Below are 12,866 nucleotides of genomic sequence, written 5' to 3'. Positions count from 1 at the left end.
GTTGGTTTAGCTGTATTTATTGAATAAAATTTATTTGTTATCGCCCGTCATCTGACTGTAAAGCTGTACTACATCTTCTTTTTGCAGTAGTTCCGTTCCCGGAGATTTTATGGTTGCACTTCCACAGGCAAGTCCGTAAAGAACAGCTTTATCTACTGGGTTCCCCCGGGAAAGACTGTAAACAATTCCTGCCACCATACTATCCCCTGCTCCAATTGAACTTATATGTTCTACAGAAGGGGCAGGGAAATGCTGCACCTTCCCGTCTTTTGCCAGATAAGCACCGTTGGCTCCCAGGGAAGCCACGATCACTTCAATATCATGTTTTTCGAGTACCTCCAGTAGGAGTTCTTTCTGTTCCTGTTCACTTTCTGCACTTTGGCCGGTAAGATCTCGCAGCTCTCTCATATTGGGTTTTAAAAGATAAGCTCCCTCCTTAAGAACTTCCGAAAAAGCTTTTCCTGAGGTATCAAGGATAAATTTAATGTTATTCTTTTTAGCTCTTTTTGCTACCCTGGCATAAAAATCTTCAGGCGCACCGGGTGGCAGACTTCCGCTTGCCACCAGGAATTCTGCTTCCGGATAGGCATCGATCTTTTCCAGGATCGCTTCATATTCCGAAGCTGCTAAAGGTGCTCCCGGCATTCCGAAGCGATAAAGTTTGCCCGTAGAAGTTTCGGTGACCGCAAAGTTCTGTCTTAGATTATTTTTCACCTGTACCGTGTCCTGGCGAATACCTTCCTGCTCTAGAAGATCATGGAACATATCACCGGTATAGCCCCCTTTGGTATAAACTGCCGTAGAATCCCCTCCAAGTCGTTTGATCACTCGAGATACATTTACGCCACCACCACCAGGATCATTTTTTGGAGCTTTACATCTTAATTTCTCATTAGATTCTATGTGTTCTACAGTGGTATAAATATCCAGTGCGGGATTCACGGTAAGTGTTAATATCATATTCTGGAATTTTTTAAATACTGTTCTTTATTGTGCCTATTAAAGATTTAAATAATTATTGAATGAAAAGCTAAATCCACGTTATTTTTTCTTTTTCTTCTGTTAAACCAGGTTGTAAGGAGAAGTTGAAGCAAAAAAAAATCCTGAGCCGGGCTCAGGATTTATATTCTTGAAGTTTTCAGAATTTATTCTACGATAAATTCTCCCTGCATTTGAACATAATGTCCCGGAAAACTACAAATAAAAGTGTAGGTTCCTGCTTCGGGAGCTTCAAATTCGATGGTGGTACTTTCTCCTCCTCCAATCATTTCTGTATGCGCTATAACTTCATCTGAATCTGCCGGAATGTAATCATTATCCCTGGCTGATGCTGCACGAGTTCCAAAATCTGTCACATCTGTTCCCTGTTTAAGGATCACTACATTGTGCCCCATCACATTTTCAGCTAACTGACCAGAGTGGTTAAGGGTCAAACGTACCGTTTGTCCCGCCTTAACACGTAATTCATTCTTATTGAACTGCATTTGGTCATTTCCTGTTATGCTTACTTCCACTACTCCATCTTCACTGGTTTCAGAAGCTTCAGAACCTGTGTCTGTAGTTGATGTGGTTCCTTCAGAAGTTTCAGTAGATTCCAACTGGTTGTTATCGCCAATAGTAATTCTCTCCTCTTCTTCTTTTTGATTATTACCGCAACTTATCATTATCACGGTTACAAAAATGGCTAAAATCCTATTCAAATTTCTCATTATTAATTAGTTAAAGTTTAAAAATTAAATTTATCGTTGAAAAATGGTTTTCCATTTTATAAGCCAAAGATAAAAGAAATCGGCCTGAAAACCTTATATTCCAAAGGCTTTTATGAGAGTCTTAAGACCTTGGAATATTTAAAATTTAAGCTGCTGGTTTTAATTAGGATCAAATCCTGCTCATTCGCCATCTTTTTAAAGTAGGAAGAACTTTTTTAAGCCTTTCGGCCTCTTCAAAGGAAATGGTATTATGATGTTTTACACTCTCCTCTAATTGTGTCTCCAGCTTATGCAAAGTGAGGGAATGGTCCGTAAATTCCCCATCCCGGAAGCAGACGTTACAATAATCATCATTAAATGTATCATTGCGATTCGTGCCATAATTTTCTTCCTGTAAGGGTAAACCACAGCTCTGGCATACATGAGACACCATATTATGTATGTGCAGCAGGGATTTAAGCCTTATGAGCATTAGGATCTCACTTCTGTTTTTCCCTGGGAAAGCCTGAGCGATACTGTTGGCTGTTTTCCAGATAAGATCATTTAAATCAGCATCAAATAAGCCGGTATGTTCCTTCTGGTAGGTTTCAAATTTTTCATAAGCTGCTTCTGCTGAAAAGTCATTGTCTTTATACCAGTCGAAGATCACTTCTATTTGAAAGCTGAGATCGGTTCCATATTCATCGCTGGAATCTTCTACAGGAACCCACTCTTTTTCCACTATCTCGTAAAGAACACGAATTTCTTCTCTACTCACTACTTTATCGGCAGCCGCAATAGCATAAAAGAGTTTTCCGAGGTTTTCATATAATTCCCGTGCCGCATTAGACTGTATTGAATGTACCATTGTTTCTGCTTTTTATTTTACACTAATCAAGTTAACAGGATGCTACAGAAATTACTATGACATATGTCATATTTTTCGCTTGTAATACGAGAGCATCTCTATTTAAATTTACAATTTATCCTCGAATAATTTAAGAAAATTTTAGTATATTTATATCAGATTTCAGAAAGCAATAAAACTGAAAATCTATTGTGAACCTGACAGTTACAATGTAACCTGAGGTAATTTTGATTTCTTGAAAAAGAAAATAAGTCCAGGGAAAAAGCACCCGATAATTTCTTCTATGTCGACTAATTTCACCAGAACTTTTTCAGGAAAAAACTATTTATAATGAGGCACTATGAAAAAAATACTGCTCATAGAAGATGATCAAACTTTAAGAGAAAATACCAAGGAACTATTGGAGATGCTCAATTATCTGGTGCTGGATGCAGCCAACGGTAAAATGGGTGTAGAGCTTGCAGTAAGATACCAGCCAGACCTTATTTTGTGCGATATCTTGATGCCGGAACTTGATGGATACGGCGTATTTGAAGCTCTGCATCAAATTGACTCTACCAGTTTAATCCCTTTTATATTTTTATCGGCCAAAGCTGAAGCTGCCGATGTGCGCAAAGGAATGAACCTTGGCGCAGATGATTACCTCACAAAGCCTTTCCTTGAAAAGGATCTAATTGATGCCATTGAAAGCAGACTTGCAAAGTACTTTATTCTAAAAGTGAAAAGAGAAAAGATCAAGGAAGAAAAAACTGCTGCCATTTCCTCCATGAACCAATTGCTGGACTATTTTCAGAAAAAAGGTGAGATCTGCAAATGTGCAAAAAACAAGATCATCTATGAGGAGAATAAAAATGCCGATTATGTTTACCTGCTGGATAAAGGCCTGGTTAAAACGCATAGGATGGATGAGTATGGAAAGGAATTGATTACAGGGGTTTATAATAAAGGTAATTTCTTCGGATATTACTGTTTCAAAAATATGTCTTCGTACCCTGAAACTGCAACTGCTCTTGAAAAATCAATGCTCTACAGGATCCCACACACAGAATTCAATGGAATCCTTTCCAAAAATCATCAGTTGACAATTGAGCTGGCCCAGTTACTTTCAGATAATTTATCTACTCTAAAAGAGCACCTGCTGGAAATGGCGTATGGATCGGTTTTAAAGAAAACCACCAACACCATTTTACAGTTTGCAGAACTTATGAAAGATAAAAGTCAGGACGAGATTAAAATTTCACGCAGTGACCTGGCCAGTGTAGCAGGCATCTCTACAGAAAGTTTTATAAGAAGCCTGTCGAGTCTAAAGAAAGACGGGGTAATTGATATTGAAGGAAGAAGCATAAAGATCCTGAACATGGATAAACTTCAAAGTATTAGATAACCTGCTTGCTATTCCTCAAAAGAATTTCAAAAATATCAATGCTTCTGAAGAAAAGCCTTTCTGAAAAATTAGGTTTATAACAACCTGTTCCGAAGCTTTGGGTTTACCCGATTTTTAGGAATACCTGAAAATAGTACCACAAGATTCAGAAATAGATTCCGGATTTAGGATTAAAAGCTTTTTACAAGCTTTTCCGTTCCCACCTTCTCATTAGCCATAACCATCCACTGTTGGATTTTGAGGGATTAATCGCTGTGCAAGCTTTCTAGTCCAACAATAATATCTGCCTGAAAAACATCTTCACATCACAAGATGTCTGATCATTATCATTTCTTTTTCATTGAAAAATAGATATATTAGAACTTAATTTTATTTCTGCAATCATGAAAAACATCCTTCTACCTACCGATTTTTCAGAGAATTCCTTAAATGCCATTTTTTATGCCATAGATATGTACCGGAAGGATTCCTGCCAATTTACACTCCTGAATACTTATAAGGTCAACGGATATGATTCTGAAAGTAAATTATCGGCCATTCCCGGAAATGCCACTGCAGAAAAAGCAAAAGCAGATGCTGAGAAAAACCTAAAAGAATTTATCCTCAAAATTACTACTCAAAAGAAATTAAAAAATCATGAATTTATAGGCATTACCAGCAACGATTCCTTAACAGAAGCCATTAAAAAAATCATAGCAGAAAATTCTTTTGAAATCATCATTATTGGCACACAGGGAAGTACAGGTGATTATGATGTACTGTATGGCAGTAACACGAAAAATATTATGGAAGAGGTCCAGAATTGCCCTATACTGGCGGTACCTTCTCACATAACTTTTAAAGAAATAAGGGAAATTGTACTGCCAAACGGATATAAAATGCGACACCATAAAAAAGACTTTGATTTCATCACGCAGCTCACCGAAAAATTCAATGCCGCCATAAGAGTGCTGCACGTGGTAGAAGATGGAGAACTCAGCAGTTCCCAGGAAGCCAACAAGAAACACATTGGACTTTATCTAAGGGACGTATCCCACAGTTTCCACTCGCTTGAACACGTTAGTCTGCCCATAGGTATTTATTGCTTTACAGAGAGCCGGGACAGCGATATGATTGCCTTTATCAACAAGAAACATAATTTCTTTCAGAATTTATTAATGAGTCCACTATATAAAAATCTGGGTCATTATTCCACCATTCCTGTATTGGTTTTACATCAGACAAAGAATCAGGATTAAAAAAGCTACCTCTTTTTCGTCTGATTAAAACCTGCAGATCATTTTTTCAGGTTAGAAATAAAAAAAGATCCAGTTTCTCCGATTGGAAAACTGGATCTTTTTTTTAAATTATTAATTGATATTAAAGCTTTTTAATGCCCCTGGTTTCGGATTTTTCTGCTTCAAGAATACTTATAGCATATCCTCCACCGGGAACAGACCTTTGAGAGAGTTCTGACCTGTTATTCACAACCACTTTTCTTATTTTATATGCCTGCGGATTATCCTTGTAGTGAGCATCTTTTGCATCGGAATATATAGTGGCAACATACGTTTTACCTTTTTCCAGGAAATCAAAACTTATTTTTGAAGTACGGGGAGTTTCTCCGTTTACGTTTCCTACAAACCAGTCATTGGTTCCTTTTTCTTTACGGGCTACAGTCACGTAATCTCCAGGTTCTGCTTCCAGGTAGATACTTTCATCCCAGTCTACTCCTACATCCTTGATAAACTGAAATGCATCCATGAATCTCATATAATTCTCCGGCAGATCGGCAGCCATTTGCAACGGACTGTATAAAGTCACATACAGGGCTAACTGATTTGCAATAGTGCTGTTTACATGAGAATCGTTGTTAGGATTAAGTTTACTGATATCCATTTCAAAGATCCCGGGTGTATAATCCATTGGACCACCAATCAAACGTGTAAACGGTAGCACCGTTACATGGTTTGGCTTCGATCCTCCAAACGCCTGGTATTCCTGACCTCTGGCAGATTCATTACTAATGAGGTTTGGCCAGGTACGGCCTATTCCCGTGGGGCGCACAGCCTCATGTGCATTTACCATGATCTCGTAATCTGCAGCTTTTTCAATGGCATATTGATAATGATTTACGATCCACTGGCTATAGTGGTTGTCTCCTCTTGGAAGAATATCGCCCACATAACCGCTTTTTACAGCATCGTAGCCGTATTTTTTCATAAACTGATAGGCAGTATCCAGATGCCTCTCATAATTACGTACCGAAGATGAAGTCTCATGGTGCATGATCATTTTTACATTTTTTCCTTCAGCATATTTCTGAATTTCTTCAAGATCAAAATCAGGGTATGGAGTCACGAAATCAAAAACATAATCTTTTGAATTCCCAAACCAGTCTTCCCAACCTATATTCCAGCCTTCTACTAAAACTCCGTCAAATCCGTGTTCAGAAGCAAAGTCAATATATTTTTTTACATTTTCTGTAGTAGCTCCATGCGTATCATTTGGTGTTGCCGCTTCAAAATCGGTTTCTCCCAGTTTTACAGCAGAATATTCATCGGTGTAATTCCAGGAGCTTTTTCCGGTGATCATTTCCCACCATACACCCACATATTTGATGGGCTTGATCCATGAAGCATCATCAATGGCAATAGGATCATTTAAGTTGTAAGTCATTTTTGAAGCAAGGATCTCACGGGCGTCATCGCTAACTATAACGGTTCTCCAGGGCGTATTTGAAGGAGCGATCATATACGCTTTGTTCCCCTTTACATCGGGCGTCAACCATGATTCAAAGATCATATTCTCGTCATCAAGGTCCAGGTGCATTGCAGAATAGTCGATCAATGCAGCCTCGTGTAAATTAATATAAAGTCCGTCATCACTTTTCATCATCAGGGAAGTCTGTACCCCGGTTGGAGAAAAAGAGGTTTGCGACAGGTTTTCTGTCACAGCATTCTCCATATGCTGGCGAATTTCAGATAGACGGGATTCCATATAATCATATTCCTGAGTATCATAATCACCAGGAATCCAGAAAGCCGTGTGGTCTCCGGTCATGGCAAATTGGGTTTTTTCATCTGAAATTATAAAATGGCCAAGGTTTTCCTGTTGTGGAAATTCATACCTAAATCCAAGTCCGTCGTTAAACAACCTGAAACGCAACACGATACTGCGATCTGTATCATTTTGGTTTAGAATAACTTCCAGTTCATTGTACTGATTCCTGATCTCCTTCTCTTCTCCCCAAACCGGTTCCCAGGTCTCATCGAAAGAAGAAGTTACGGTATCTGCAATACTAAAACCATCTACCAGGGAAACTTCATCGTCCTTTAGCTCCAATCCAAGGCTACTTGGTTTAATCACCTCCCTACCTTTATAGGTAAGCTGATATGCAGGAACTCCATTTTCCTGAAGCTCAAACTCTAAAGTTAAATTTTCATCGGGTGATGAAATTTGCTGTGCAGAAAGAGTCACAGTAGTGGCGAGAAAGAAAACCATTATAAGGGTTCTCCTTGAAAATTGTAAGAGAAAATCTCTTGTTTGCGTATACATATAGTAAGGGTTTTTAATGTTCATTCTGCTAAAAAGTTCACACTTTTTATACCATTCAAAGATACATCAAAAACCCCTTTTCTAAAACTAATGTACGGGTCTCTTAGAGAGAATGTTTAATATAAGATCCGGAATTTTACGGTGTCTTTTATTTCTTTTAGGTCTTTGATAAGCCCTTTATCGTACGCCTTGTTAATGTCTGTAATCACATAACCAATGGTTTCATTGGTCTTTAAATATTGGCCTACAATATTGATGTTGTGTTTTGCCAGGATCTCATTGATTTTCGCAAGGATTCCCGGTACATTGTGGTGAATATGGATAAGCCTGTGAGCATTTTCAAGAACCGGTAACTGCAGGTTCGGGAAGTTGACACTGTTGGTGGTGCTTCCGGTGTTGATGTAATCAATGATCTTACCTGGAACAAAATTTCCGATGTTTTCCTGAGCTTCCTGTGTACTTCCACCAATATGCGGCGTAAGAATGACATTTGGTAAATTCCGAAGTGCAGATCCAAAAGTTTCATTATTGGTCTTAGGCTCTTCAGGAAAAACATCGATTCCCGCTCCCTGAATTTTTCCGGAGGTAATATGCTTCTGAAGTGCATCAATGTCTACTACATGTCCACGGCTAAGGTTGAGGAATATCACCCCATCCTTCATTTGCTCAAATTCTTTATCCCCAATCAGGTTTTTATTGGATTTTCTTCCGTCCACGTGCAGGGTTACAATATCTACTTTCTCAAACAACTCTTCGAGGGAATTACATTTTGTGGCATTTCCCAGCGCTAGTTTTTCCACCACATCATAAAAATAAACATCAAAACCTATAGATTCTGCCACTACAGAAAGCTGGGCTCCAATATTTCCATATCCAACGATCCCGAGTTTCTTCCCGCGGGTTTCGAAACTATTATCGGAAGATTTATTCCAGGTACCTTCATGCATTTTCATGATCTTATCGGGCAGGTTGCGCATAAGCAGAATAATTTCCCCAATGGCCAGCTCTACCACAGACCTGGTGTTGCTGTAAGGTGCATTAAAAACAGCGATCCCTCTTCTAAGACATTCGTCCAGGTCAATTTGATTGGTTCCTATACAAAAGGCTCCTACAGCAATCAATCTATTAGCATTTTTAAGCACTTTTTTGGTAAGCTGTGTCTTGGACCTGATCCCGATCACAGATACATCTTTAATCTTTTCTGCCAGTTCTTCTTCATCCATAGCACCGGAATGGGTGGTGATATTGTATCCTTCTTCTTTCATTATCTTGAAAGCATCAGGGTGGACGTTTTCCAGCAATAATACATTTATCCTGTTTTTGGGATAAGAAATGGCTTTATTCATGTTGTGTAAAAATAAAAATTCATCAAGGCTTGGAGTGATATGATCTGCTTTTTCAAGAATATTGGCTCTTTCCACATTTTCGGTAAATGCATAGAATTTATTGGCCAGCCCCGCAGCTTTGATCTCATAATCTGTGTACCCGTCTCCAATAACGTACACATCTCCTTTAAGGTCCAGTGTTTTAAGTTGTTCTACTTTTCCATTATTGAAGGAAAGTCCGTTTTCCATATCAAAACCAGTAATGTTTCCATTGGCATCAAATTCGAACGTATTTGCAAAAACATTTTCTTCCTTCACGCCATATTCCTGAACTATAGGCACAATAAATTCCTTGAACCCATTGGAAATAATATAAATATTATCACGGTTCTCCTGGAAAAAAGATTTGTTTCTTATAAATGAAGAGGAGATCCTTTTACTCAGGGCTTCCACTAAAGGCGCCAGGTGTTCTTTGTTTGCTTTTAGAAGTGCCAGCCTTTTTTCGAGGGATTCCCGAAAGGAAAGATCTCCTTTCATTCCCTGATCGGTAAGGTCTTTCACCTCTTCCAGATTTTTCTCCCGGTCTTTATCGTTTGCCAGGGAAATTTCGCCTAAAACGTCAAGGGCTTCTACCTGGGTAAATGTGCTGTCAAAATCAATTACAAAATACCTGTTATCTTCCATGCTTTGCTGAATAAAATGAATATCAAAACTAAGGTTTTTGTAAGACTAAATCATTTCAGGAATTCAAAATTATTAAGGTTTGCTCAAAATTATTTTTCTTAAATAATCTTCGGAAACAGCATTTCTAAAGGTTCATTGAGAATATGGCAAAATACCTGACCTTCACGCAAAATTCGTTTTAGAAATCTGAAATATCCAGCAGTAGCATTACGAATATGATGATACGTAGCATCTACTTCGGAAAATAAATTTTTCAAATTTATTCCTTAAATTCAGAATTAATCGTAATATTGCAATAAACAAATATAACTACATGGGCGTTACCAGATCAGATCTTTTTACGCAGGAACAAAATGAACTTGCAAAAGTTGCTAAAGCAATGGCACACCCGGCGCGACTGGCCATTCTCCAGCATTTACTAAAAACAAATGCATGTATAAACGGAGACCTTGTTCAGGAACTGGGACTTGCACAGGCAACAATTAGTCAGCATTTACGGGAACTTAAAGAAATTGGAATCATCCAGGGCACCATCGAAGGAGTTTCGGTAAGCTATTGTATAAATCCGAAGAAATGGGCAGAGATCAAAGCACTTTTCAACGGATTATTTGACGGATACGTTGATCCTTCAACGGGAGAATGTTGTTAATAGCCGCTAAGCTGTAACAACTATTAAATTATCATTCACTTGAATACCAACTTTTAATTACTGTACTTATGAAAACTTCAGAAGAGTTAAAAAACATCGTTCGCGAAAAATATAGCCAGATAGCCGAACAGGATAAGGCGCTCAATCAATCTTCCTGCTGTGGAAGTGGCGCTGCCTCTACAGAAGTCTATAATATCATGACCGACGATTATTCGGATATCCAGGGCTATAACACAGACGCCGATCTAGGGCTTGGCTGCGGCTTACCAACAAAATTCGCCCACATTCAGCCGGGTGATACGGTGATTGATCTGGGATCGGGTGCCGGAAATGACTGTTTTATTGCACGTCATGAAACCGGCGAAACAGGTAAAGTAATTGGCATCGACTTTACCAGTGCCATGATCCAAAAAGCACGGATCAACGCAGACAAATTAGGATTTAATAATGTAGAATTCCGCGAGGGAGACATTGAAGAAATACCGGTTTCAGATAACATGGCCGATGTCGTGGTGAGCAACTGCGTTTTAAACCTCGTTCCCAACAAGCAAAAAGTTATCTCTGAAATTTTCCGGGTTTTAAAATCGGGAGGTCACTTCAGTATTTCAGATATTGTTCTGGTGGGTGATCTGCCACAGGCATTGCAGGAGGACGCAGAGATGTATGCAGGATGTATTTCGGGAGCCATTCAAAAGAAAGAATATCTTGGTTTTATCAAAGAATCAGGTTTTGAGGAAATTACGCTGCAAAAGGAAAAAGCCATCGAGATCCCCAATGATATCCTTGGTAAATATCTTTCTGCTGAAGAGATCAACGAATTCAACTCCGGAAAAACAGGCATCTTCAGCATCACTGTTTTTGCACAGAAACCGGGAAAGAAAAAGCAGAAAATCCAGCTGAAGGAACTTGAAAGCGGGGCCACTTGCGCACCGGGATCCGGATGTTGCTAAAAATTATAGAATGAAAACTCTTTTACCAAAAGTTACTTCTTATATTGAGAATATTAAAAATTCAGAAATTCCTCATGAAAGAATACAGGCATTGCAAAAACCGATTTCTTTTCTTCAGGAAAAACTGAATAAAGACGAGCCAATTTACCTAAATTTTATTTGCACCCACAACTCCCGGCGAAGTCAGCTTTGCCAGGTGTGGGCGCAAACCTTCGGGTATCACTTAGGAATCAAGAATCTCCAGGCTTTTTCCGGCGGAACAGAAGCCACTGCTTTTCATCCCAATGCTGTTCGTGCTTTAAATGACAGCGGATTCAGGATCATCAAAGAAAGTGGTGGAGAAAATCCGGTGTACCTCATCTTTTTTTCCGAAGAATCTGAACCATTAAAATGTTACTCTAAAATATATTCTGAAGCCCTTCCGCATGGGAAAATATTTGCTGCAATCCTTACCTGCTCAGATGCTGAAGCCAACTGCCCTTTTATTCCGGAGGCAGAAGCGCGTTTTTCGGTAAAATATGAAGATCCGAAAAAAGCTGATGGAACTGAACTGGAGCGCCAAACGTATAGCGAACGGAACGGGCAGATTGCTTCAGAAATGCTTTACATCTTCTCCCAACTCAAAACCTGCTGATTATTATGGCCGAAAATGTGAAAAAACTGAACTACCTCGACCGCTACCTTACCCTTTGGATCTTTCTGGCAATGTTTTTGGGCGTAAGCCTTGGTTATTTATTTCCTTCAGGCGCGGGCTATATTGAATCGATGAGTAGCGGATCAACCAATATTCCTATTGCGATCGGACTCATTTTAATGATGTACCCGCCTTTGGCAAAAGTGAACTACAGGCTCCTGCCAAAGGTTTTTAAAAATGTGAAGATCCTTTCCATATCTCTCATCCTGAACTGGATTATAGGCCCGCTGCTTATGTTTACCCTGGCTTTGATCTTCCTGCAGGATTATCCTGAATATATGGTGGGCTTGATCCTGATTGGCCTCGCCCGTTGTATCGCGATGGTGCTGGTGTGGAACGACTTGGCTGAAGGAAGCAGTGAATACGGCGCGGGACTTGTGGCTTTAAACAGCATTTTCCAGGTTTTCGCCTATAGTTTTTACGCATGGTTGTTTATCACCAAATTGCCGCCGCTCTTCGGTTTTGAAGGTGCGATTGTAGATATCTCTATCGGTACTATTGCAGAGAGTGTAGCCATTTACCTGGGAATTCCTTTTGCGGCAGGGCTATTAAGCAGGCTTATAATGGTAAAAACCAAAGGAGAAGAATGGTACAGGGAAAAATTTCTTGCGTTCATCTCCCCTTTCACATTAATTGCGCTTTTGTTCACGATCGTAGTAATGTTCAGCCTAAAAGGGGAAATGATCATTAGAATTCCGCTAGATGTGGTGATCATTGCTATTCCGCTATTAATCTATTTCACCATCATGTTCCTTATCGGATTTTTCTTCAGCAAAGCCATGGGAACTGAATATGATAAGAATGCCTCTATTTCATTTACAGCTGCCGGGAACAATTTTGAACTGGCGATTGCAGTTGCCATTGCTGTCTTCGGACTTAATTCTGGCCAGGCTTTTGCAGGTGTGGTGGGGCCGCTGGTGGAAGTCCCGGCGTTGATCTTGCTGGTCCGGGTTTCTTTCTGGCTCCGCAAAAAGTATTATGGAACCGAAAAAACGAAAGAACAGGCAAAGAGCATGAATTCATAGCAGTGGATTTTTCATTGCGCTGTAAGGAGAGACCCATTACCAGTGCGTCTCCAAAGTAAAAA

The 12,866-nt window shown here is 39.4% G+C and carries 11 protein-coding genes; 6 read left to right on the top strand and 5 right to left on the bottom strand.

The window, feature by feature from the left end; translation table 11 throughout:
* Positions 1 to 30: 30 nt before the first annotated feature.
* The 3 genes from IE056_RS09655 to IE056_RS18485 form a co-directional block, all read right to left on the bottom strand.
* Positions 31 to 960, bottom strand: a complete 930-nt coding sequence (locus IE056_RS09655) for a 1-phosphofructokinase family hexose kinase (protein ID WP_189604505.1) — start codon at positions 958 to 960, stop codon at positions 31 to 33.
* A gap of 185 nt (positions 961 to 1,145) precedes the next feature.
* Complete coding sequence (gene azu / locus IE056_RS09650; RefSeq protein WP_189604504.1) at positions 1,146 to 1,709, bottom strand: azurin; 564 nt, start codon at positions 1,707 to 1,709, stop codon at positions 1,146 to 1,148.
* Positions 1,710 to 1,878: 169 nt separating this feature from the next.
* Positions 1,879 to 2,556, bottom strand: coding sequence for a zinc ribbon domain-containing protein (locus IE056_RS18485; protein ID WP_229793722.1), 678 nt, complete (start codon positions 2,554 to 2,556; stop codon positions 1,879 to 1,881).
* A 340-nt stretch (positions 2,557 to 2,896) separates the two neighbouring features.
* On the opposite strand from IE056_RS18485, the gene IE056_RS09640 reads away from it, so the two are divergent.
* Complete coding sequence (locus IE056_RS09640; RefSeq protein WP_189604503.1) at positions 2,897 to 3,940, top strand: response regulator; 1,044 nt, start codon at positions 2,897 to 2,899, stop codon at positions 3,938 to 3,940.
* Positions 3,941 to 4,323: 383 nt separating this feature from the next.
* Positions 4,324 to 5,178 (top strand): universal stress protein, encoded by an 855-nt coding sequence (locus IE056_RS09635; protein ID WP_189604502.1) that lies wholly within the window; start codon positions 4,324 to 4,326, stop codon positions 5,176 to 5,178.
* A 121-nt stretch (positions 5,179 to 5,299) separates the two neighbouring features.
* On the opposite strand, the gene IE056_RS09630 is transcribed toward IE056_RS09635, so the two are convergent.
* A complete protein-coding gene (locus IE056_RS09630) occupies positions 5,300 to 7,423 on the bottom strand; it encodes a glycoside hydrolase family 97 protein (RefSeq protein ID WP_189604557.1) in 2,124 nt (707 codons plus the stop codon).
* A 170-nt stretch (positions 7,424 to 7,593) separates the two neighbouring features.
* A complete protein-coding gene (gene serA / locus IE056_RS09625) occupies positions 7,594 to 9,486 on the bottom strand; it encodes a phosphoglycerate dehydrogenase (protein WP_189604501.1) in 1,893 nt (630 codons plus the stop codon).
* A 313-nt stretch (positions 9,487 to 9,799) separates the two neighbouring features.
* Here serA and IE056_RS09620 point away from each other — a divergent pair, with 313 nt between their 5' ends.
* The 4 genes from IE056_RS09620 (at position 9,800) to arsB (ending at position 12,804) form a co-directional block, all read left to right on the top strand.
* Positions 9,800 to 10,135: an ArsR/SmtB family transcription factor gene (locus IE056_RS09620; RefSeq protein WP_189604500.1), complete on the top strand. Its 336-nt coding sequence runs from the start codon at positions 9,800 to 9,802 to the stop codon at positions 10,133 to 10,135.
* 68 nt (positions 10,136 to 10,203) lie between these two features.
* The gene (locus IE056_RS09615; protein WP_189604499.1) at positions 10,204 to 11,085 is read left to right on the top strand and encodes an arsenite methyltransferase; all 882 of its coding nucleotides are present in this window, start codon (positions 10,204 to 10,206) and stop codon (positions 11,083 to 11,085) included.
* Between the two features lie 10 nt (positions 11,086 to 11,095).
* Positions 11,096 to 11,719 (top strand): low molecular weight phosphatase family protein, encoded by a 624-nt coding sequence (locus IE056_RS09610; protein ID WP_189604498.1) that lies wholly within the window; start codon positions 11,096 to 11,098, stop codon positions 11,717 to 11,719.
* A gap of 5 nt (positions 11,720 to 11,724) precedes the next feature.
* Positions 11,725 to 12,804 carry an ACR3 family arsenite efflux transporter gene (gene arsB, locus IE056_RS09605; RefSeq protein WP_229793721.1) on the top strand — a complete coding sequence of 360 codons (1,080 nt, stop codon included), beginning with the start codon at positions 11,725 to 11,727 and terminating at the stop codon, positions 12,802 to 12,804.
* Positions 12,805 to 12,866 lie beyond the last annotated feature (62 nt).

Origin of the sequence: Salinimicrobium marinum, from assembly GCF_014651535.1 — a bacterium.
In the GTDB taxonomy this organism is placed as follows: domain Bacteria; phylum Bacteroidota; class Bacteroidia; order Flavobacteriales; family Flavobacteriaceae; genus Salinimicrobium; species Salinimicrobium marinum.
Note: the sequence above shows the minus strand (reverse complement) of the source record. Positions and strands in the feature narration are given on the sequence as shown.

Bases quoted from the DNA above. Each gene is read 5' to 3' on its own strand.
- IE056_RS09655 (WP_189604505.1), bottom strand. From the start codon at position 960: ATGATATTAACACTTACCGTGAATCCCGCACTGGATATTTATACCACT.
- azu (WP_189604504.1), bottom strand. From the start codon at position 1,709: ATGAGAAATTTGAATAGGATTTTAGCCATTTTTGTAACCGTGATAATG.
- IE056_RS18485 (WP_229793722.1), bottom strand. From the start codon at position 2,556: ATGGTACATTCAATACAGTCTAATGCGGCACGGGAATTATATGAAAAC.
- IE056_RS09640 (WP_189604503.1), top strand. From the start codon at position 2,897: ATGAAAAAAATACTGCTCATAGAAGATGATCAAACTTTAAGAGAAAAT.
- IE056_RS09635 (WP_189604502.1), top strand. From the start codon at position 4,324: ATGAAAAACATCCTTCTACCTACCGATTTTTCAGAGAATTCCTTAAAT.
- IE056_RS09630 (WP_189604557.1), bottom strand. From the start codon at position 7,423: ATGGTTTTCTTTCTCGCCACTACTGTGACTCTTTCTGCACAGCAAATT.
- serA (WP_189604501.1), bottom strand. From the start codon at position 9,486: ATGGAAGATAACAGGTATTTTGTAATTGATTTTGACAGCACATTTACC.
- IE056_RS09620 (WP_189604500.1), top strand. From the start codon at position 9,800: ATGGGCGTTACCAGATCAGATCTTTTTACGCAGGAACAAAATGAACTT.
- IE056_RS09615 (WP_189604499.1), top strand. From the start codon at position 10,204: ATGAAAACTTCAGAAGAGTTAAAAAACATCGTTCGCGAAAAATATAGC.
- IE056_RS09610 (WP_189604498.1), top strand. From the start codon at position 11,096: ATGAAAACTCTTTTACCAAAAGTTACTTCTTATATTGAGAATATTAAA.
- arsB (WP_229793721.1), top strand. From the start codon at position 11,725: ATGGCCGAAAATGTGAAAAAACTGAACTACCTCGACCGCTACCTTACC.